21 protein-coding genes and 1 pseudogene are annotated in these 20,938 nt (G+C 71.4%); 11 read left to right on the forward strand and 11 right to left on the reverse strand.

What is annotated here, in order from left to right; translation table 11 throughout:
* Positions 1-106: 106 nt before the first annotated feature.
* The 3 genes from ACLQ2S_RS06450 to ACLQ2S_RS06460 form a co-directional block, all read right to left on the reverse strand.
* The gene (locus tag ACLQ2S_RS06450) at positions 107-2,485 is read right to left on the reverse strand and encodes a sodium-translocating pyrophosphatase (RefSeq protein ID WP_155217397.1); all 2,379 of its coding nucleotides are present in this window, start codon (positions 2,483-2,485) and stop codon (positions 107-109) included.
* Between the two features lie 294 nt (positions 2,486-2,779).
* Positions 2,780-3,214: an ATP-binding protein gene (locus tag ACLQ2S_RS06455; protein ID WP_155217395.1), complete on the reverse strand. Its 435-nt coding sequence runs from the start codon at positions 3,212-3,214 to the stop codon at positions 2,780-2,782.
* Positions 3,214-3,555 carry an STAS domain-containing protein gene (locus ACLQ2S_RS06460; protein ID WP_099847876.1) on the reverse strand — a complete coding sequence of 114 codons (342 nt, stop codon included), beginning with the start codon at positions 3,553-3,555 and terminating at the stop codon, positions 3,214-3,216. Before ACLQ2S_RS06460 ends, ACLQ2S_RS06455 begins: the two co-directional genes overlap by 1 nt.
* Positions 3,556-3,637: 82 nt before the next feature.
* On the opposite strand from ACLQ2S_RS06460, the gene ACLQ2S_RS06465 reads away from it, so the two are divergent.
* From ACLQ2S_RS06465 to ACLQ2S_RS06475, 3 genes are all read left to right on the forward strand, one after another.
* Positions 3,638-6,259 (forward strand): DEAD/DEAH box helicase, encoded by a 2,622-nt coding sequence (locus ACLQ2S_RS06465; protein ID WP_425701433.1) that lies wholly within the window; start codon positions 3,638-3,640, stop codon positions 6,257-6,259.
* Positions 6,260-6,345: 86 nt separating this feature from the next.
* Positions 6,346-6,552: a hypothetical protein gene (locus ACLQ2S_RS06470; RefSeq protein ID WP_230462569.1), complete on the forward strand. Its 207-nt coding sequence runs from the start codon at positions 6,346-6,348 to the stop codon at positions 6,550-6,552.
* 166 nt (positions 6,553-6,718) lie between these two features.
* Positions 6,719-7,297, forward strand: coding sequence for a hypothetical protein (locus ACLQ2S_RS06475; RefSeq protein WP_425701319.1), 579 nt, complete (start codon positions 6,719-6,721; stop codon positions 7,295-7,297).
* A 134-nt stretch (positions 7,298-7,431) separates the two neighbouring features.
* Here ACLQ2S_RS06475 and ACLQ2S_RS06480 read toward each other — a convergent pair whose 3' ends face one another.
* The 7 genes and pseudogenes from ACLQ2S_RS06480 to ssd form a co-directional block, all read right to left on the reverse strand.
* Positions 7,432-7,809 (reverse strand): Rv3654c family TadE-like protein, encoded by a 378-nt coding sequence (locus ACLQ2S_RS06480; RefSeq protein ID WP_425701320.1) that lies wholly within the window; start codon positions 7,807-7,809, stop codon positions 7,432-7,434.
* A gap of 167 nt (positions 7,810-7,976) precedes the next feature.
* On the reverse strand, positions 7,977-8,345 hold the full coding sequence (locus tag ACLQ2S_RS06485; protein WP_309223148.1) for a TadE family type IV pilus minor pilin: 369 nt from the start codon (positions 8,343-8,345) through the stop codon (positions 7,977-7,979).
* The gene (locus ACLQ2S_RS06490; protein WP_155217386.1) at positions 8,342-8,470 is read right to left on the reverse strand and encodes a DUF4244 domain-containing protein; all 129 of its coding nucleotides are present in this window, start codon (positions 8,468-8,470) and stop codon (positions 8,342-8,344) included. The genes ACLQ2S_RS06485 and ACLQ2S_RS06490 overlap by 4 nt, the downstream gene beginning before the upstream one ends.
* A gap of 61 nt (positions 8,471-8,531) precedes the next feature.
* Entirely contained in the window at positions 8,532-9,305 is a 774-nt protein-coding gene (locus ACLQ2S_RS06495; RefSeq protein WP_155217384.1) for a type II secretion system F family protein, read from the reverse strand.
* A pseudogene (locus tag ACLQ2S_RS06500) lies at positions 9,305-9,919 on the reverse strand (type II secretion system F family protein); the annotation flags it as partial. The pseudogene ACLQ2S_RS06500 and the gene ACLQ2S_RS06495, both read right to left, overlap by 1 nt.
* A gap of 815 nt (positions 9,920-10,734) precedes the next feature.
* The gene (locus tag ACLQ2S_RS06505) at positions 10,735-11,934 is read right to left on the reverse strand and encodes a TadA family conjugal transfer-associated ATPase (protein WP_309223146.1); all 1,200 of its coding nucleotides are present in this window, start codon (positions 11,932-11,934) and stop codon (positions 10,735-10,737) included.
* Positions 11,931-13,034 (reverse strand): septum site-determining protein Ssd, encoded by a 1,104-nt coding sequence (gene ssd, locus ACLQ2S_RS06510; RefSeq protein WP_155217382.1) that lies wholly within the window; start codon positions 13,032-13,034, stop codon positions 11,931-11,933. Before ssd ends, ACLQ2S_RS06505 begins: the two co-directional genes overlap by 4 nt.
* Before the next feature lie 263 nt (positions 13,035-13,297).
* Here ssd and ACLQ2S_RS06515 point away from each other — a divergent pair, with 263 nt between their 5' ends.
* From ACLQ2S_RS06515 to ACLQ2S_RS06545, 7 genes are all read left to right on the forward strand, one after another.
* Positions 13,298-14,182, forward strand: coding sequence for a hypothetical protein (locus ACLQ2S_RS06515; protein ID WP_425701321.1), 885 nt, complete (start codon positions 13,298-13,300; stop codon positions 14,180-14,182).
* A 4-nt stretch (positions 14,183-14,186) separates the two neighbouring features.
* A complete protein-coding gene (locus ACLQ2S_RS06520) occupies positions 14,187-14,678 on the forward strand; it encodes a hypothetical protein (protein WP_425701322.1) in 492 nt (163 codons plus the stop codon).
* Between the two features lie 112 nt (positions 14,679-14,790).
* On the forward strand, positions 14,791-15,732 hold the full coding sequence (locus ACLQ2S_RS06525) for a hypothetical protein (protein WP_425701323.1): 942 nt from the start codon (positions 14,791-14,793) through the stop codon (positions 15,730-15,732).
* 7 nt (positions 15,733-15,739) lie between these two features.
* Positions 15,740-15,961, forward strand: coding sequence for a hypothetical protein (locus ACLQ2S_RS06530; RefSeq protein WP_425701324.1), 222 nt, complete (start codon positions 15,740-15,742; stop codon positions 15,959-15,961).
* A 123-nt stretch (positions 15,962-16,084) separates the two neighbouring features.
* Positions 16,085-16,231 carry a hypothetical protein gene (locus ACLQ2S_RS06535; RefSeq protein ID WP_425701325.1) on the forward strand — a complete coding sequence of 49 codons (147 nt, stop codon included), beginning with the start codon at positions 16,085-16,087 and terminating at the stop codon, positions 16,229-16,231.
* Positions 16,232-16,360: 129 nt separating this feature from the next.
* Complete coding sequence (locus ACLQ2S_RS06540; RefSeq protein WP_425701326.1) at positions 16,361-16,699, forward strand: hypothetical protein; 339 nt, start codon at positions 16,361-16,363, stop codon at positions 16,697-16,699.
* 374 nt (positions 16,700-17,073) lie between these two features.
* Positions 17,074-17,880, forward strand: coding sequence for an HAD family hydrolase (locus tag ACLQ2S_RS06545; protein ID WP_309223145.1), 807 nt, complete (start codon positions 17,074-17,076; stop codon positions 17,878-17,880).
* Between the two features lie 29 nt (positions 17,881-17,909).
* On the opposite strand, the gene ACLQ2S_RS06550 is transcribed toward ACLQ2S_RS06545, so the two are convergent.
* Positions 17,910-18,653: an oxidoreductase gene (locus ACLQ2S_RS06550; protein WP_425701327.1), complete on the reverse strand. Its 744-nt coding sequence runs from the start codon at positions 18,651-18,653 to the stop codon at positions 17,910-17,912.
* Between the two features lie 255 nt (positions 18,654-18,908).
* On the opposite strand from ACLQ2S_RS06550, the gene acs reads away from it, so the two are divergent.
* Entirely contained in the window at positions 18,909-20,903 is a 1,995-nt protein-coding gene (acs, locus tag ACLQ2S_RS06555; RefSeq protein ID WP_155217374.1) for an acetate--CoA ligase, read from the forward strand.
* The last annotated feature ends 35 nt before the right edge of the window (positions 20,904-20,938 follow it).

Here is a 20,938-nt window from a genome sequence, read left to right on the forward strand (position 1 = left end):
CGGCTTCTGCTGCCGGTCGGCACCGGTCGTCGGTACCGGGCCCACACAAGCGACCGGTCCCCGGTCGGCAGACGTCGCCGACCGGGGACCGGTGAGGTGGTACGCGTCAGGCCTTGATCTCCTCCGGACGCGGATCCCCGCTGCCGGAACCGCTGCCCGCGTCGTCGCCCATCGCGATGCTCTTGCGCTTGCTGAACACCACCGCCGCGACGACGATCAGCGTCGCCACGACCGCGATGGTGACCCGCAGGCCGACGTTGCGGTCGTCGCCCACGCTCCACGCCACCACGGCCGGTGCGATCAGCAGCGCCACCAGGTTCATCACCTTGATCAGCGGGTTGATCGCCGGGCCGGCGGTGTCCTTGAACGGGTCACCGACGGTGTCACCGATGACGGTCGCGGCGTGCGCCTCGGAGTTCTTGCCGCCGTACGCGCCGTCCTCGACCATCTTCTTGCTGTTGTCCCAGGCGCCACCGGAGTTGGCCAGGAAGACCGCCATCAGCGTGCCGGCACCGATCGCACCGGCCAGGTACGACGCCAGCGCGCCCGGTCCGAGACCGAAGCCGACCGCGATCGGCGCCATGATGGCCAGCAGACCGGGGGTGAGCAGCTCGCGCTGCGCGTCCCGGGTGCAGATGTCGACGACCTTGCCGTACTCCGGACGCTGCGTGCGGTCCATGATCCCGGGCAGCTCACGGAACTGCCGACGAACCTCCATCACCACGGCGCCCGCCGAGCGGGAGACCGCGTTGATGGCCAGGCCGGAGAAGAGGAACACCACCGCCGCGCCGATGATCAGGCCGACCAGGTTCTGCGGGTTCGACACGTTCAACGCGTTGAGGATCATGTCGTTCACGTCGCCGACACCCGCGTCCGCGTACGCGGTGCGCAGCGTGTCGGTGTAGGAGCCGAACAGCGCGGTCGCGGCCAGCACCGCCGTGGCGATCGCGATGCCCTTGGTGATCGCCTTGGTGGTGTTACCGACGGCGTCCAGCTCGGTGAGCGTACGAGCACCGTGCTCGTCGATGTCGCCGGACATCTCGGCCACGCCCTGGGCATTGTCGGAGATCGGGCCGAAGGTGTCCATCGCGACGATCACGCCGACGGTGGTGAGCAGACCGGTACCGGCCAGCGCCACGGCGAACAGCGAGAGGGTGATGGAGCCGCCGCCCAGCAGGAAGGCGCCGAAGACACCGGCGGCGATGAGCAGCGCCGAGTAGACCGCCGACTCCAGGCCGACGCTGATGCCGGCGAGGATGACGGTCGCCGGGCCGGTCTGGGAGCTCTTGCCGATGTCCTGCACCGGACGCCGGTCGGTCTCGGTGAAGTAGCCGGTGAGCGCCTGGATGGCGGCGGCCAGCACGATGCCGATGACGACCGCGCCGATGACCACGCCACGCGGGCCGAAGAGCGGGTCGCCGCCGTTGACGTTGAGGGTCTCCCGCCAGTCGTCGCCGAGCTGCGCCGCCCAGGACGGCTGAAGGTAGGCGAAGGTGGCCACCGCGACCAGCACCGCCGAGATCAGCGCGGAGAGGTAGAAGGCCCGGTTGATCGCGGTCAGACCGTTGCGGTCGGAGGTGCGCAGCCGGGTGATGAAGACACCGATGATGGCGACCAGCACACCGATCGTGGAGATGATCAGCGGCAGCACCAGGCCGTCGGAGCCGAACGCGGCCCGACCCAGGATCAGCGCGGCGACCAGGGTGACCGCGTACGACTCGAAGAGGTCGGCGGCCATGCCGGCGCAGTCACCGACGTTGTCACCCACGTTGTCGGCGATGGTGGCGGCGTTGCGGGGGTCGTCCTCGGGGATGCCCTGCTCCACCTTGCCGACCAGGTCGGCCCCGACGTCGGCGGCCTTGGTGAAGATGCCGCCACCGACCCGCATGAACATGGCCAGCAGGGCGGCGCCGAAGCCGAAGCCCTCCAGCACCGTCGGCGCGTCGCCCCGGAAGATCAGCACGACCAGCGCGGCACCGAAGAGGCCCAGGCCGACGGTGAGGAAGCCGACGACGCCACCGGTCCGGAAGGCGATCTTCATGGCCGACTCCCGGCCACCTTCACGCTCCCGGGCGGCGGCGGCCACCCGCAGGTTGGCCCGGGTCGCCAGCCACATGCCCGCGCCGCCGATGAAGGCGCTGAACAGAGCACCGACCACGAAGAAGAGCGAACGACCGATCTTCACCGCGACTTCACTGCCGTCGGTGTTGTGCACCGGCAGCAGGAACAGCAGAACCACGGCGATCACCACGAAGATCGCCAGGGTCCGGAACTGCCGGAACAGGTAGGCCGAGGCGCCCTCCTGCACGGCCCCGGAGATCTCCTGCATGTTGGTGGTGCCCTTACCGGCAGCCAGCACCGTCTTCGTCAACGCGGCGGCGAAGGCGAGCGCGACCAGCGCGATCACCGCGGCGATGACGACGTACGTGACATTGGCTCCGGTGAGGGAGATCCCGCCGCCCTCGGCGGCCAAGGTGTCGGACATCTGTGTCCTCCTGTGCCGAACAACGCGCCGGCCGGTGGAGACGCACCGCCCGGCGCCTGGATGCGAACTCGCAAGCGCGCGCCGATCCACCCGGCGAACCAGCGACTCCACGCCCATTTGCGCTGGCGGCCGGGTGGATCACTTGCTGACAACCCGCGTACTCTAGCCGTCCGCAGTGTTCGAGGTCACACCGAGGTGGCGGCAGGTCTGGATGATCTTTGTCGCTGTGTTATGAACCGAAATCTGATATAGCGACCGATCGTTGGCTCGGCGCGGCGGCCGGCCAGTGTGGGTTCAGCGGCCGACCGGCCAGACCATCCGCACTTCGGTACCGATGCCCTCGTCGACCGGGCGGACCTGAAGGTCCTCGACGAATCCGGCGAGCAGGGCGAAGCCGACGCCGGTGGTCAGGTCGTCCTCGTTCAGCGCCTCGTTGGCCAACTGGTCGGCGTCGAGCGCGGCCAGACCGATGCTCGCCTCGATCGGCGCCCGGTCCACCACCCGCACCGAGTACGCGCCCGAGTCGGACATCTCCACCAGCACCGGATCGGCGACGCCGTACTGGCGGTGCAGGGCGACCGCCCGGGTGCACGCCTCGCCGATGGCGAGTCGGACCTCGTCGAGCAGATCCTCCCGAACCCCCGCGCGCCGGGCCACCGCGACACCGACCAGGCGGGCGGTACGAACGTGCACCGGCGCGGGCGAGAAGGAGAGCCGGACCGTGGCCATCACTGGCCGGCGCCGGTCGCCGCTTCGACCGTTGGATACAGCGGAAACACCTGGTCCAACGCGGTGATCCGGAAGATCTTGAGCAGTGGCTCCTTGTCGCAGACCAAGGCGAACGTGCCGTCGGCGGTCCGCAGCCGCTTGAGCGCGCCGACCAGCACACCCAGCCCGGTGGAGTCGAGGAAGTCCACCCGACCAAGGTCCACCACCACGTGCCGGGCTCCGGCGTCGATCAGTTCCAGGAGCCGTTCGCGTAGCCGGGGGGCGGTGTACACGTCCACCTCACCGCCGACCTCGAGCACCGTGTGCTCACCCACGGTGCGGGTCGCCAGTGACAGCTCCATCCGTCCTCCCTCAGGCAGCCGTAAACTCTTTTGGCATCTAACCACTACCCCAGGGCTCGGCCGACGACTCACGACGCAGTCCATCCGTACCCGGCCCGCCGATTTCCGATTTCCGAACACCAGTGCGAGAGTGCAGTACGTGACCTCGGCAGCCACCGTATCCGCCGGCAGCGACCCCGAGCGCACCACGGATGCCGGTCCGGCCGGCCCGCCGGTCGCGTCACCGGGGGACCTGCTGCGCCGGCTACGCCAGCGGCATCCCGCCGACCCGGTCACCCACGTCGAGCGGGTACCGCCCCGGGCCGGGACCACGGCACCGTGGCCGTCCTGGACTCCGGAGGACCTACGCGCGGCGTACGCCCGGCGCGGGGTGACAGCGCCGTGGCGGCACCAGGCCGAGGCGGCCAGCCTGGCGTACGACCGGCGGCATGTCGTGGTGGCCACCGGCACCGCCTCCGGCAAGTCCCTGGCGTACCAGCTGCCGGCCCTGGCCACGCTGCTGGCCGATCCCCGCGCCACGGTGCTCTACCTGGCACCGACCAAGGCACTCGCCGCCGACCAGTTGCGCGCCGTCGCCACGCTGGAGATCGAGGGCGTGCGCCCGGCCTGCTACGACGGTGACACCCCGCGCGCCGAGCGGGAGTGGATCCGGCGGCACTCCCGGTTCGTGCTGACCAACCCCGACATGCTGCACCACGGCATCCTGCCCGGGCACGCCCAGTGGTCCGGCTTCCTGCGCCGACTGGCGTACGTGGTGATCGACGAGTGCCACGTCTACCGGGGCGTGTTCGGCTCGCACGTCGCCCACGTGCTGCGCCGGCTCCGTCGGCAGTGTGCCCGCTACGGTCGCACCGGCGGGCCGACGTTCGTGCTGGCGTCGGCGACGTCGGGTGACCCGGCCGCGGCGGCCGGTCGGTTGACCGGCCTACCGGTGACCGCCATCACCGAGGACACCTCGCCGCGCGCGGGAGTCACCTTCGCCCTCTGGGAGCCACCGCTGCTCCCCCCGGAGCCCTCCGCCGCCGCTGCCGGGTCGCCGAGCCCCTCCGCCGCCGCTGCCGGGTCGCCGAGCCCCTCCGCCGCCGCTGCCGGGTCGCCGAGCCCTTCCGCCGCCGCTGTGGTGTTGCCGGAGCAGGGCGGCCACCGGGCCGCCGGGGACACGCCACCCATGCCGGCACCTCGCCAGGAGTCGCCCACCGGGTCCGACCTCACCCAGGTCCGCCGGTCGGCGCTGCGGGAGACCGCCGACCTGCTCGCCGACACCGTCGCCGCCGGGGTACGCACGCTCGCCTTCGTCCGGTCCCGACGGGGTGCCGAGGTGGTGGCGACCAGTGCCCGACGCAGCCTCGACGAGGCGGTCCCCGGGCTCGGCGACCGGGTGGCCGCGTACCGGGGTGGCTACCTGCGCGAGGAGCGCCGGGAACTGGAGCGGGCGCTGCTGCACGGCGACCTGCTGGGGCTGGCCTCGACCAACGCCCTGGAGTTGGGCGTCGACCTGATCGGGCTGGACGCGGTGGTGATCTGCGGCTACCCGGGCACCCGGGCCTCGCTGTGGCAGCAGGCGGGCCGGGCCGGGCGCTCCGGCCAGGAGGCCCTCGCGGTGCTGGTGGCCCGGGACGATCCGCTGGACACCTACCTGGTGCACCATCCGGAGGCGGTCTTCGGGGCACCGGTGGAGGCCACCGTGCTCGACCCGGCCAACGCATACGTGCTCGGCCCGCAACTGGCCTGCGCGGCGGCCGAGGCGCCACTGACCCCAGCCGACCTGGAACTCTTCGGCGACGGTGCGAAACAGGCCGTGCGGGAACTGGTCGAGGCGGGCGCGCTGCGGCAACGGCCGACCGGTTGGTACTGGCGGCACCGAGAGCGACCCGAGGTCGATCTGCGCGGCGAGGGCGGCACTCCGGTCTGCGTGGTGGAGGCGGCGACCGGCCGGCTGCTCGGCACGGTCGACGGTGGTTCCGCCCATTTCCTGCTCCACCCCGGCGCGGTCTACCTCCATCAGGGCGTGTCGTACGTGGTCGACTCGCTCGACCTCGACGACGGGTGCGCGCTGGTGCACCCCGAGGAGCCGGACTGGTCCACCCACGCCCGCGACGTCACCTCACTGTCGGTGGTCTCCGTCCGCTCCTACGTGGACGCCGGACCGGTCGGGCTCTTCCTCGGCGAGGTGGATGTGACCAGCCAGGTTGTCTCCTACCAACGGTGGCGGATCGCCACCGGCGAGGTGATCGACACCCGCCCACTGGACCTGCCGGCGCGCGAGTTGCGGACGGTCGCGGTCTGGTTCACCCTCTCTCCCGAGTCGCTGCTCGTCGCCGGGGTCGATCCAGCCGACGTGCCGGGGGCACTGCACGCCGCCGAACACGCCGCGATCGGGCTACTGCCCCTGGTCGCCACCTGCGACCGGTGGGACATCGGCGGCCTCTCCACGGCGGTGCACCCGGACACCGAGGCCCCGACCGTCTTCGTCTACGACGGGCATCCGGGGGGTGCGGGCTTCGCCGAGCGGGCGTACGGCATGGCGGCATCCTGGCTGCGAGCCACCCGGGACGCGATCGCCGAGTGCGGCTGCGAGTCCGGATGCCCGTCCTGCGTGCAGTCACCCAAATGCGGCAACGGCAACAATCCACTGTCCAAACCGGACGCTATCCGGGTGCTTGACGTGGTACTCGACAACCTGCCGGAGGTCGCCCGGGTATGAAAACCGGGTCGGCCGGGCAATGATGGTGGGAGCGCTTCCATCGAGCGCCGTCCTTGCCGTTCCCTTGCCAGGATGGAGGAGAGGCCGTGGCCGACACCATCGCCGAGACCGTCGACCTGCTCTACACCATTGACCAAGAGAAGCTCGACACCAACCAACTGATCGCATTGGGAACCGCGCTCGCCACCCTCGCTCAGGCCGAGCGGTTGGAGCAGATCAACGAACGCCTGCGTACCATCCAGCAGCTGTTGACCACCATGACGCACCGGGCGGCCGTCGAGGGCGTCCGCTGACCCGAGGCCTTGCGCCAACTCGCTGACTTGCCGATTTGCTGGCTTGCCGGCTTGCCGGCATGTCTGCCCGGCTTGCCGGCTTCTCTGCCTGGCTTGCTGGCGGTCCCCGGGCGCGGCCGTTGTCCGGCTGTGCGACACTCCGGCGCACCACATTTGAGGAGTTCTCATGCAGCTCGATAGCTTGCAGGCGCAGCAGCGGTTCCACATCCGCCAGCGGGTGCGCTTCATGGTCAACCAGTACGAGGTGCACAGTGTCGCCCCGGACGGCTCCGAGGGCGAACTGTTGGCGTTCGCCCAGCAGAAGCGGCTCGCGTTCAAGGAGCAGGTGACGATCTACGCCGACGATTCCAAGCAGCAGCCGCTGCTCGGCTTCAAGGCCCGTCAGCGCCTCGACCTGGGTGCCACCTACGACGTCACCGATCACGCGGGCAACCCGATCGGCCTGTTCCGGAAGGACTTCGCGCAGTCCCTGCTCCGCTCGACCTGGCACGTCGAGCAGCCCGGCCTGCCCAACGTCACCGGCCAGGAGCGCAGCATGCCGGTGGCGTTGCTGCGCCGGTTCGTCGACTCGCTGTCCTGGTTGCCGTACCACTTCGACTTCGTCGCGGACGGCCAGCCCGTCTTCTCGGTGGTGAAGAAGTGGGGCCTGCGGGACCGGTACGTCGTCGAGATCCAGAACCCGCAGATCGACCGCCGCATGGTGATCGCCATGGCCGTCGCTCTCGACGCCCTCCAGGGCCGCTGACGTCGAACCCACCCCTGACGCACTCCCCCCGGTCCGGCTCGCTCGACGCAGGCCCGAGCGAGCCGGACCCACCATTCCAGGCGGCCCGCCGGTCGGTCGGTCGATCCGTTGGGCTGCTGGGCCGGTCCGGCGGGTCAGTCGCTGTCGGACTGGTATGCGGTCCCGCGCAGCGGACCGGCCCTACTGGTGGCCCGGGCGGTCCGGGTCATCCCTGGTAAGGGCTCCACGACGACCTCCGTGGTGACCAGCACGTCCAGCCCGTCGAGCCGGCACCGCACCAGCCGGGCACCGTTCGCGACGACCAGTTCCCCAGCCCGGGTGCACGTCTCCGGCTCGCCCTGGAGGGCCCTCGCCGCCCCGGCCAGGGCACCGAGATCAGCGGCGACCCGGGCCTGCTGCCGTGCCAGCCGAGCCGTACCGACCCCTGCCCCGAACAGCCCGGCCACGACGAACAACAACCCCACGCCGAGCAGACAGATCGTCGCTCCTCCCCGGTCACCGCCCCCGGGCACCCACCGCCCCGCCGACCCACCGGCTCGACCGGACCAACCGGATCGACCGGGTCGGCCGGGTCGACCAGAGCGACTGGGTCGACCGGGTCGACCAGAGCGACCGGCTCGACCGGGTCGTCGGGTGAGCGGGCCGGATCCGGGGGCAGCGCAGCGAGCGGCGACGGCGCTCACGGTTGCGGCTCCGGCACACCCGGTTCGACCGCCGCTACGGCCGTGGCCACGACGCTGATCGCGGGCAGGTCGGCACCGAGGGCGCGAACGGAGGCGCGGACCGTCGCCCGGACGTGCTCACCGTCGTTGACCACCACGACCTCCGCACCCGGCGGGGCGTGTCGACCGCCAGCGGCGACGCCCGGCTGCCCCCGGGAGGCGGCGAGCGCTGCCTCCCGGGCCGCATCCAGGCACGCCGCCTTGGTGCTCACCGCGTTGATCGTGGTCAGCCCGGTGAGCAGGAGCAGCACCAGCGCCGGCAGGCCGGCCGCCATCTCGGCGGTGAACGACCCCCGGTCGCGGTCGGCCCGCCGGCGCCCGGTCACTTCAGCGCCCGGTCGATGACGGCAGTCAACGCGGACTGCACACTGTCGGAGGTCAGCACCTTGAGCAGGACACCGCCGAAAGCAACCGCGGCGAGCGTCCCGACCGCGTACTCCGCAGTGTTCATCCCAGCGTCCCCGCGAAGGCGGGCGAGGATTCTGCGCACGTGTTCGTCCTTTCTCGATGGGTCACAACACGTCGCCGAGAACGGCGACGATCACCGGCACCAAACCGGCGAGAATGAAGGCGGGCAGGAAGCAGAGCCCCAGCGGCAGCACGATCAGCACCCCCGAACGGCGAGCGGCCTCCTCAAGGTGGACGGCCCGATCCGCTCTCAGGTCGTCGGCGAGCCGGGTGAGTGCTCCCGCCAGCGCGGCACCACTGCTCGCCGAGCGGATCGCGGCGGTCGCCACCCGATGGGCTCCCGGAACCGTCGCCAGGTGCGCCCATGCCTCCTGGGGGCCACCGCCGAGTTGCAGCGTCCGGCCGACCCGGGCGAGTTGTCCGCCCAGCGGACCGCCGAGCGCGTCGGCCACCGCGAGCACCGAACGTTCCACCGGTGCCCCGGCCCGCAGGGTCGCCGCCAGCAGGTCGGCGGCGAGTGGCAGGTCGGCTGCGGCACGCAGCCGATGACGACGGACGGCCGGTGGCTCGATCCGCCGGAGCAGCCGGTCGAGCAGCACCACCGTGGGCAACGCCGCCACCGGACCGGCCCAGCCGCCGACAAGCACCGCCACCGCCAGCCCGGACAGCCCGGCGGCCAGCCGAACCAGATCGGGCCGCCACCGGTACGCCGACAGCTGTCCCGGGACACCGCCAACTCGCCCGCCGGACTGGACGACCGGCGACACCCTGCCGGACAGCCGACGCAGCCGACGCCGAGGCTGGTACCGGCTGACCACGAACGCGGCGAGCAGAGCAAGGGCGGCCAGACCAGAAGCGATTAGCGGTGTCCCGCGCATCAGCTGTCCCCGCCCGGAATGGTCGCGAGACGCTCCGACCAGAGCAGCCCGATCACCTGAAGGCCCACGGCAGCGATCGCGCACCCACCACCGACCGGCGTGTGCAGCAGTACCTGGAGCGGGTCCACCCCGATCCCGTAGCCGAGGCCGATCCCGCCCAGCGGCAGGGCAGCCAACAACCAGGCGGTGGCCCGAGCCCCGGATGCCTGGGCCGCCGCCGCAGCCAGCCCCCGATCCGTCGACCGGGCGTCCGCTTCGATCCGCTCCACCAGGTCGGCCAGCGGTGCCCCCGTACGCTCGGCCAGCCGTACCGCGGCCCCGGCCAGTCGCCCGAGGCGATCCTCGGATCGCCCGGGTGCGGCCTCTCTCGGCAGCGCGTGTTCAGCGCCGGTGAGCTGACCGTCGACGGTGGTTGCGTCCTCACTCAGACCGGCGGGAGACGGGCTGGTCAGCACCTGCGCGGCGGCCGGTACGGGTAGACCGACCCGTAGCTCCCCGGCCAGGGCACAGAGCTGGTCCAAGCGTTCCCTGCGGTCCTGAGCGGCCCGACCCACGGTCGCCCGGCGGAGCACCGCCCGCGCCCCCAGGACTCCGTATCCGGCCAGAGCCGCTGCCGCCACCGGACCACCGAGCAGCCCACCGGCCCCCGCGCCGAGCAGACCGGTCAACAGCAGGATGCGCCGTGGTTTCGCCAACCGCGCTACCTGCCCGCCTGGCCCGGGTACGTGACCGTCGACCTGATCCCGGCGCTCGATGCCGGTCGTGGCGCTCTGCTCCTCGAACGGTGTCGGCACACCAATGGGCGCGGCCGTCGACCCTGCGACGGCAGCGGCCGTTCGCGAAGCGGCACCAGCGGGTGTGCCGCCGGGCCGGGCCGGTCGTCGACTCCCTCCCCGGCCCGGCGGACGAGACCCGGGCGGTGAGGTCGGCGGCCCGGACGAGGGCATCGCGACCGGGACGGCCGGTCGCCTGCCCGGGCGTGCCACGGCCATCGGAGGCGGTGACCCGGGTTCCGACACCGGCGGGCGAGTCCCGGCCGGACGTCGCACCGCGCAGGTCGGACCGGTGCCCCGGACCAGCGAATCTACCGGATCGCTCCGCCACCCGAGGGCACTCGACCCGACCCGCCGGACAACCGTCGGATCAACCGGCCGCGCCGACTGCGCGTCACCGAGCCCGGACGCCCCGGTCACCGCCGGCCACCCGACGCCTGTCGGTTCCCAACCGGGCGGCCTCAGGCCAGGTGGCGGCTCCTCCCCCTCACGCTGACCGCCCGCCTCGCGGAGCGTGGTTACCCACGCGACCAGCGGATCGTCAGCCGCTTTCCGGCCGCCCGAAGACCACGTCGGAACACGACGGCCACTCGTGCGGAATTTCCGGATCGCCACCAGCAGCGGCAACACCGCGACCGCCAGCCACCACCCGCCACTCATGACGACACCGCCGACGCGGGCCAGGGCTCGCACAGGATCGGCGGCACCGGCACGTCGCGGTTGTGGATCAGCGTGCCGAGCGCTCGGGCCGCCAGGCCGATCCCCCGACCACGAACCCAGGCGGGCACGGCGACCACCAGCCGGTCGGGGCCCTCCGGCAGGAGCAGGCAGATCGACTCCAGGACGCGGCCCTGCGGTGTGCGGCGGATCTGGAACACCACCTGTAGGGCCGCCGCTACCTGGGCGTGCAGAGCCGAGCGTGGCAGCCCGCCGAGCAGACCGAGCGCCTCCAGGCGGGCCGGTACGTCCGACGGAGTGTTGGCGTGCAGCGTCCCCGCCCCACCCTCGTGGCCGGTGTTGAGGGCAGCCAGCAGATCGACCACCTCCGCGCCTCGACACTCACCGACCACCAGCCGGTCCGGCCGCATCCGCAGCGCCTGCCGGACCAGCTCGCTCAGGCCGACGGCACCCGAGCCTTCCACATTGGCCGTACGCGTCTGAAGGCTCACCACGTGCGGATGCACCGGTCGCAGCTCGGCGGCGTCCTCGACCAGCACGATCCGCTCGGTGCCCGGCACCAGCCCGAGCAACGTGTTCAGCAGGGTCGTCTTGCCGGAACCGGTGCCGCCGATCACCAGATAGGCGAGCCGGGCGGCCACCACAGCGGCGAGCACCGGCGCGACCGGCCGAGCCACCGCGCCCTGGGCCACCAGTTCGTCGAGGCTGAACGGCCGCTGCCGGAAAGTGCGCAGCGACAGGTAGGGCCCTTCGGTCGCCACCGGCGGCAACACGGCGTGCAGCCGTGTCCCGTCGGCCAACCGCGCGTCGACGCACGGAGAGCCGTCGTCCAGCCGACGACCTGCCCCGGCCGCCAGTCGCTGCGCGAGTCGACGTACGTCGTCCGGGGTGCCCACCGGCACCGGGACCTGATGCAGCCCCTGCCCACGGTCGACCCAAACCCGCGCCCCGTTGACCAGCACGTCCGTCACCTCGGGGTCGGCCAGCAACGCGGCGAGCGGGCCAGCGCCGACCAGGTCGTCGCGTACCCGATCGGCGATCCGCAGCAGGGCGTTGTCACCCAGGACGGCGGCGTCGGGTTCGGCGCGTACCGCGGAGACGATCGCGGCCGGAGTGACCGGTGTCGTGGTGGCGGCGATCCGCTGCCGCACCCGGGCCGCGAGATTCTCCCCGGTCACGCCGCGCCCGCCGCAGGCTGGCCGGTGAGGTCGGTGACGATGCGCTGACACAGCTCGGCCAGCGGCCCGCGCCCACCCGCCGCCGGTGCCTCGCCCCGCTCCAGCCCCCGGCACAACCCGGGCTCCGGCCGCAGGGACGCGGCCAGGGGCAAGCCGAGCGCCTTGGCCACCTCGACGGCGCGAAGTCGCCCCGGTGCCGGACCTCGGACGATGACGGACAGGTCGTGACAGTGCGGTGCCGCCGCCGCCACCACCCGGGCCGCGGCGGCGGTCGCCCGCAACTCGGCGGGCACCACCACGAACGCCCGGTCAGCCGCCTGAAGCGCGGTCACCGCAGCGTCGTCGAGGTGTCGGGGCAGGTCCACCACCACGAAGTCCCGGCTCCTCCGGGCGGCGTCCACGGTGGCGGCCACCGCTTCGGCGGGCACGGCGATCAGGTCACCCCGATCCCAGGAGAGCACCACCAGATCACCCCGGCTGGGCAACGCCCGCACCAGGGCAGGTGCGTCGACCCGCCCGTCGGCCCCGGTCAACGCGGGCCAGCGCAGCCCTTCCATCTGCTCCCAGCCGAGCACCAGATCCAGACCACCGCCGAGCGGGTCGGCGTCGAGCAGGAGGGTGCGCAGCCGGGCCCGTGCGGCGGTGACGGCGAGACCACCGGCGAGGATGCTGGCGCCGGCTCCACCCCGGCCACCGACGAACGCGACCATGCGGGCTTGGGCCGTGGCCGTACCCTCGCCTCCGCAGTCAGCGAACCGGTCCACCAGCCACGGCTCGGCCGCCGGCAGCACGGCGACGTGTTCGGCGCCGAGCAGGTCGGCCACCTGCCATCCGGACTCGACGTCGTCGGCCCGCCCCACCAGGACCAGTCGGGCACGCCGGGGCAGCCGCGCCCGCAGGCAGGACTGCGCCTGGTCGCTGCCGACGACGACCAGCGGCGCCGGTCGCCAACGGGTGCGGGCGGCGGCCGGATCGGCGGCCACCTCCACCTCGACTCCTCCTGCGGCAGCGAGCCGGAGAAGGTCGTCGAGCAGGTCAGCGTCCGAGGTGACGACCAGCGGTGGACGTCGGTCCGGTGGGAGGGTCGTACGGGGTGGCATCGCGGCCTCCAAGCGGTCGGCGCGGGTTCACTGGGTCGAACCCTGCCGCCGCTGCCACCCCGAAGGCCGCCCCGGACGGCCAACCTGTGGACAACGAAGTGCTCTGTGGACAACGCCCACAACGGTCGTTGATCTGTTATGTGGACAGGCCGCGCAAGGCACCTGATCTCAACCCACACCACCCGTAGCGAGACGTGACGTGCACCACGCATAATCGACGTCCTGTGCCGTCGCCGAACGGTGTTCCTCGCCGGATCGAGGTCATGAACCAGTCGCCAGATCACGAAGATGGCCGTGTCGAACCGAGGCTGCGGGTCGGCCCCTGGCTGTTCGACCCGCGCACCCGCGCCAAGCAGTTGGCGGCGCCGCCGGTTCTGCGGGCGCTGCCACCGGCACCCACCCCCGGAGGCGACGCGTCGACCACACCACCCCCGCCGGTACGGGAGCCGGTCGCGCCGTTCGAACCCGCGCACCGCGCGCCGGGCCGGATGTCGCACCGGCTGCTACTGGCCGGCCTCGCCACCGCCGTACTCGGTCTCATCCTCACCGTGCTCTGGCCCGCCGCCGGACCGCCGCCGGCCGCCGCACCGGACGTGCCGTCAGGCTGGGTTCCTCCGGCACCGGACAGCCGTGAGGGCGACCTTGGGCAAGTCGCCACCGCCGCCGCGTCGTCCCCCTCCCCGGCAGCCTCGTCATCCGTCGAGGGCGTCACCTCCTCCCGGCCACACCTGAGTCGCCGGGCGACACCACCACCGTCGGCCACCCGGACCAGCTCTCCGCCCAGGCCAACCACCCCAAGCACCCGACCGGTCCCCCCACCGAGCCGACCGGCGGCCCCACCACCGACCACCCGGCCACCCGAGCCGCAGCACCTGACACCGCTACCGGCGTCGCGGGAACGCGGACTGCGGTCGACCGACGGTGGCAGCGAGACGAGCATCGAGTTCGTCAACCAGCGATCGCGACCGGTAACCGTGTACTGGCTCGACCATCGTGGACAGCGGAGGCAGTACGCCGTGCTGCCACCACGCCAGTCGTACCGGCAGCACACGTACGTCGGTCACCCATGGGTGGTGACCGACCGCCGGGGCCGCGCCCTGGCCTGCTTCGAGCCGACGCGTACGCCCGGCCGAGCCGTGATCAGGTAGGGCCATGGTCTTTCCAGCCGTCCGACTCACCGGCTGCTTTCCCGAAGCTCATGGCTTCGCCCTGCTCGGCCCCGTGCGTCTCGACCAACATTTGGGCACGGACAGCACGGGTCGTGACCTGCTGGACCTGTTCAGCACCACCGAGGCCGGTGACAGCTTGGGCGCGGAGAGCTACACCGTACTGGTGCGGCACGCCGCAGATCCTTCCCCGAGGTCCGCCGCCGCGTTCTCGTCGCCGGGCTGGATCCTCGGGTCGGCGACTGGTTCGCTGCTGCTCTGCGGCGTCGGGTACCTCCGTCACTGGCAACCGGACCATCCGGCACACCACCGCGTTGCAGTGCCACCCGACTGGTACGAGACCGAAGTCCGAGGGCACGCTCAAGCCGAGGGAGCCGACGACGGCACGTACGAATTCGTGCTGACCTCCACCCCGACCCGACCGGTCTGCCACGCTGATCCGGCTCAACGGTTCGCGATCCGCCACGGCGACCTCTGATGCACAGTCGGATGACCGGGCTGTCCGCTACGTGACAGCGCCCTGCCGGGGCCGCAGGACACGCCTACGCTGAGCGCACGTTCCGCCGGGCGACGCTGCGGAGGAAGCCGACATGCCGTCCATCCTCGTCACCGCTCTCCTCGCAGCCGCCATGACGGCGGCACCCGCACTCGCACCCACCACCGCCACCCCTGCTGCCCCGGCCCACTACCGCGTGGTGGACCTCGGCACGCTCGGCGGCGACAGCAGCTACGCCACCGCCATGAACGACCGTGGCGACGTGGTGGGCCGCGCCCAGGGCGCCGACGGCAGTTACCGTGGATTCCTCTGGCGGCACGGTCGGATGATCGATCTCGGCGACTTCAGCCCAGTCGACATCAACGACCGTGGCCAGATCGTCGGCAGCCGCGACGACGGCTCCGGCGCGTACATCTGGCATCGCGGCGTCCTGCGCCCGCTGGGTGACCCGTCCGCGCGGCCGGTAGCGATCAACAACCGGGGCCAGGTCGTCGGCCACACCGACGCGGGCCCCACCCTGTGGACGCGCGGCCGGGCCCGACCCTTGCCCCTCGCCGACGTGTCCGACATCAACGAGCACGGCCAGGTCTCCGGCGGCATGGCCCTGCCAGATGGTTTCCACGCCGCACTGTGGCACCGTGGCCGGATCACCGACCTCGGTGCCGGCCCTTTCAACCGCAGCAACACGTACGCCCTCAACGACCGTGGCTGGGCGATCGGCTGGCAGTTTTCGGCGGACCAGGACGAACGCGGCATCCTCTGGCGGCACGGCCGCGCCCTGGACCTCGGCACCCTCGGCGGCAGCTTCACCCGACTCAGAGCGATCAACAACCGTGGCGCGATCCTGGCCAGTTCCCAGGCCACCGACGGAAGCGAGCGACCCGCGCTGTGGCGACACGGCGTCCTGCACGACCTCAGCCTCGCCGGAATCAGCACGGAGGGCGAGGTCGTCGACCTCGATGACCACGGCCGCATCGTCGCCTCGATCCGCCCGGTCTTCGGCGTGAGCCGCGCCGTCGCCTACCACCCGAACTGAGTCCCCGATGGGCAAGACGGACCGAGGCAAGGCTGCTCGCAACGCCGAGCGGATGCCCGAGTGGCCGACCGCTGAGCATGTGCCGGCAGAGGAACTGGCCCGTCGAAAGGGTGTGCGGCCGGTCGCCTCCATCGACAACCTGGCCCGGCCGGACCTGTTCGAATCCGACGAAGAGCTGGACGACTTCCTCGCCGACCTGTACGCCTCTCGGCGGGCCAGCGCCGCGTGAACCTGGTCGTCTCCTGGACACCGACGTCGCATCGGCGATCCTGAGGGGTCGCCTGCCTCCGGTAGGGTCCGCCGGATGAATCCTCCTGCGAGACGTGTTTCCACGGTCCGCATAATCGGCAACATGGCCCTGGTCGCTGGCCTACTGGTCTCGATCATCACGCTGTCGAGCGACTCCGGGTCGGCTGAGCCGCACATCCTGTCGGGATTCCTCGTCGCCACCGGCATCGGTCTGCGCATCGAAGCCGCGATCCGCGAACCTCGAGCGTGACAAGACCAAGACTGAGATCATGCGCTGCCTGAAGCGCTACTCGCCTAAGACGCCTACCGGCTACTCACGAACTCCGCGTATCCAACGCCGGGTCTCGACACCAGTAGCCGGATCCTGCACGCTGCACCGATGGCGGTCGACACCACCGGCAAGTTCTGGCGCGGCGACGACTTCACCGACCTCGCCGACTACTTGCGCGAGTACCAGCCCGGCGGCTACCCGGTGGCTCAAGTCGAGGAGCTGATCTGCCAGCGGTGCGGCGGCAGGGCCTTCGCCGTCCTCGCCGACGACGAGGACGGCTGCGCACAGACACGATGTCTGACCTGCGGCGATGGGCCACGAGCAGGCGTCCACCACGCTCAACCGCTACACCCACACCCCGGACGACTACGCCGCCCGCGTCCTGGCGGCCTTCGACGGCTCCGCTGCCTCGCTGCTGCCTCTGACCCCGGAAACGCCACAGGATGAGGCCACCGACGGGATCGGGACGACCTGTGACCTGCGGTGGAGCGCTTACCTACCAAAGGGACGACCCCCGTCGGGGGGAGACGGGGGTCGTCGAAGGTTCGGCTCCGGGGGGGTCGAGCCGAACCCACTCAGCGGTCACGGGGGGTGCAACCGCTGAGGGTCTGCCAGTTTGAGTGCTCGTGCTAGTGAACAAGTCTGCCTGAGCAGACCTGTGTACGTCGAGTGGTGTAGCCTCCACTCCCTGCGAAATCCTGTTCGCAGCGTGTGACTGCGGTCACTGTTCGCAGGCGGGCGGAGGTCGGCCCGCAGGTCCGAGTGCTCTTCAGGCCCCGGGCACCCGCCGACCATAGACCATCGGGCTAGACTTTCGCGCCGTGGGCCGAAGTGCCGCTTTTTTCGATCTGGACAAGACCGTCATCGCCAAGTCGAGCGCCTTGGCGTTCGGCAGGCCGTTCTACCGGGACGGCCTGATCACCCGGCGTGATGTGGTCAAGTCGGCGTACGCGCAGTTGATGTTCCGGCTGGGCGGCACCGACGAGCAGACCATGGCCCGGACCCGCGATTATCTCGCCACCCTCTGCAAGGGGTGGCGGGTGGAGCAGGTCCGTCAGATCGTCGCGGAGACACTGCACGAACTCATCAATCCTTACGTGTACGCGGAGGCCGCCGCGCTGATCGAGGAGCATCAGGCTGCCGGTCGGGACGTGGTGCTGGTCTCCGCCTCGGGCGAGGAGATGGTGCGCCCCATCGGTGCGCTGCTCGGAGTCACCGACGTGATCGCCACCCGGATGGGCGTGGTCGACGGTCGGTACAGCGGTGAGGTCGAGTTCTACGCCGCTGGGCCCAGCAAGGTCGAGGCGGTCAGCGAACTCGCCGCCGTCCGGGGGTACGACCTGGCCGACTCGTACGCCTACTCCGACTCGTACAGCGATCGCCCGTTGCTGGAGTGCGTGGGTCATCCGAGCGTGGTCAACCCGGACCGGCAGCTGCGTCGGCTGGCGGTGGAGAACGGCTGGCCGGTGCTTGAGTTCCGGCATCCGGTCCCGCTGGGTAGGCGGCTGCGTGAGCGGCCCGCCGTTCCGGTCGCCGCGGCGGCGCTCGGTGTCGGTGTCGGGGTGGCGATCGGCATCGCGTGGTACGGCCGGCATCGCCGTACCCGCGCCAGCGCCTCGCCGGCCTGACCTACCGCCCGGCCTGACCAGGCGGCCTGTCAGGCGGCCAGGGTCTCGTCTCCGATCGCGGTGAGCTGGTCGGCACCCACTTCCACGGCGGACATGTAGTGCCGCAGCCACGACCGCAACCCGTCAGGGGTGCCGGTGGCGAAGGCACCGGCCGCGCCGACGTACTCAGGCTCCCGCTCGCGGTGGCCGACGTCGACGGCGAGCAGGCCGCGCGGGTCGAAGCCGGTGGAGAGCAGTACGAGACGGGCCGCGCCCCGGGCCACCACACCGGAGGGGCCGGCGAACGGGCGCAGGTTGAGCAGTTCACCGTGTACGACGGCGGCCAGCACCAGCGGGCTGACCCGGGTGCCACCGGTCACCAGGTTGACCAGTGCGTCGAGTCGGGCGGCGACCACCGGGTCGTCGACCGGGCGGCCCAGTTCCGCTTCGGTGGTCACCTCACGGGCGGCGAGCACGTGCAGTTTCGCCAGGACCTGTCGGGGGGCCGTGGACCAGAGTTCACTGAGCCCGGGTAGCGCTCCGGCGACCCGTAGCGCGCCCTGGAGCACCGGTTCGGTGACGGTACCGGCGCGTACCTCCTCCCGCTCATGGTCGTGGCCCTCCAACGCGGCGCTAGCCACCGCAGAGCGCAGACTGACCTCGGCCGCCACCTGGCCGCCATGGCGGCGCAACGCCCGGTGGCCGAGTGCGTGGTCGAAGTGGGTACGGGCCTGCTCGACGGCGTCGGCGACGTCGGTGAGCGCGAGCAGCGGCGCGAGCGGGTCGGAGTTCACCCCGCCACGCTAGCGACCAGGTCGGCGGCTTCGGGCACGAGTAACCGGCAACGCGACGCCCGCCACCCGTAGCGACGTGTTAGCAGGGGGCCCTTCCTCTACCGGAGGCGTTAACAAGGTGCCCTTCCTTGCGCCTCGGCGCGTGGGAGGGGCCGTTGGGCGACGGGTCGGTGAGGGTTCGGTCGCCTCGCTCGTGGGCCACGACTAACCTGCCCGGAAGAGACCCAGGTCACCCAAACGACGAGGAGTGTTGGCATGAGTGAGGCATTGGCCAATCTGCTGAACGAGACGCGTCAGTTCCCGCCGCCAGCCGAGCTCGCCGCTGACGCCAACGTCACCGCTGACGCGTACGCCGAGGCGGAGTCCGACCGGCTCGCCTTCTGGGAGCACCAGGCCGACCGGCTGGCCTGGGCGAAGCGGTGGGACCAGGTGCTCGACTGGTCCCGGCCGCCGTTCGCGCGGTGGTTCGTCGGTGGCCAGTTGAACGTGGCCTACAACTGTCTCGACCGGCATGTGGAGGCCGGCCAGGGTGACAAGGTGGCGATCCACTGGGAGGGCGAGCCCGGTGACACCCGCACCATCACCTACGCCGACCTGCACCGGATGACCTGCCAGGCGGCGAACGCGCTCACCGACCTCGGGGTGACCGCCGGTGACCGGGTGGCGATCTACCTGCCGATGATCCCGGAGGCCGCGGTCGCGATGCTGGCCTGCGCCCGGATCGGCGCGACGCACAGCGTGGTCTTCGGTGGCTTCTCCGCCGACGCGTTGACCAACCGGATCCAGGACGCCTCGGCCAAGGTCGTGATCACCGCCGACGGCGGCTACCGGCGGGGCAAGCCGTCCGCGCTCAAGCCGACCGTCGACGAGGCGGTGGCGAACTGCCCGTCGGTCGAGCACGTGCTGGTGGTTCGGCGTACCGGCGGGGAGGTGGGCTGGTCCGAGCGGGACCATTGGTGGCACGAGACGGTGGAGCAGGCGTCAACCGAGCATTCCGCCCAGCCGTTCGACGCCGAGCATCCGCTGTTCATCCTCTACACCAGCGGCACCACCGCCCGCCCGAAGGGCATCCTGCACACCACCGGCGGCTACCTGACCCAGGCGGCGTACACCTCGCACGCGGTCTTCGACCTCAAGCCGGAGTCCGACGTCTACTGGTGCACGGCGGACATCGGTTGGGTGACCGGCCATTCCTACATCGTTTACGGTCCGCTCTCCAACGGCGTGACCCAGGTGATGTACGAGGGCACTCCGGACACTCCACACAAGGGCCGTTTCTGGGAGATCGTCGACCGGTACGGGGTGACCATCCTCTACACGGCACCGACGTTGATCCGCACCATGATGAAGTGGGGCGAGCAGATTCCGGCGGAGTACGACCTCTCGTCGTTGCGGCTGCTCGGCAGTGTCGGTGAGCCCATCAACCCCGAGGCGTGGATGTGGTACCGGCAGCACGTGGGGCACGGTGAGCTGCCCATCGTGGACACCTGGTGGCAGACCGAGACCGGCAGCATGATGATCTCGCCGTTGCCGGGCGTGACCGCCGCCAAGCCCGGTTCGGCGATGACTCCGCTGCCGGGTGTCGTCGCGGACGTGGTGGACGACCAGGGCCAGTCGGTGCCCAACGGCGGGGGCGGTTACCTCGTGCTGCGCGAGCCGTGGCCGTCGATGTTGCGCACCATCTGGGGCGACGACAACCGGTTCATCGAGACGTACTGGTCGCGGTTCGGCGCGGGCGCGAGCGGTAACGCCGACGACCCGTGGATCTACTTCGCCGGTGACGGTGCGAAGAAGGACGACGACGGGCACATCTGGCTGCTCGGCCGGGTCGACGACGTGATGCTGGTGTCGGGGCACAACATCTCCACCACCGAGGTGGAGTCGGCGCTGGTGTCGCACCCGTCGGTGGCGGAGGCCGCGGTGGTCGGTGCCACCGACCCGACCACCGGGCAGGCGATCGTCGCGTTCGCCATCCCACGGGGCAGCACCGAGATCTCCGGTGAGGCGGGCGAGCAGCTGATCGCCGAGCTGCGTAACCACGTGGCGAAGACGCTCGGCCCGATCGCCAAGCCGCGCCAGATCATGCTGGTGCCGGAGTTGCCGAAGACCCGCTCCGGCAAGATCATGCGGCGGCTGCTGCGGGACGTGGCGGAGAACCGTTCGCTGGGTGACGTGACCACCTTGCAGGACTCGTCCGTGATGGAGCTGATCTCCGCCGGGATGAGCGGCGGGAAGTCCGACGAGGACTGACGGCAGGCGTACGACTCGAAGGGTGGCGGTCCGAG

The organism is Micromonospora sp. DT48 (genome assembly GCF_049844495.1).
Classification (GTDB): Bacteria; Actinomycetota; Actinomycetes; order Mycobacteriales; family Micromonosporaceae; genus Micromonospora.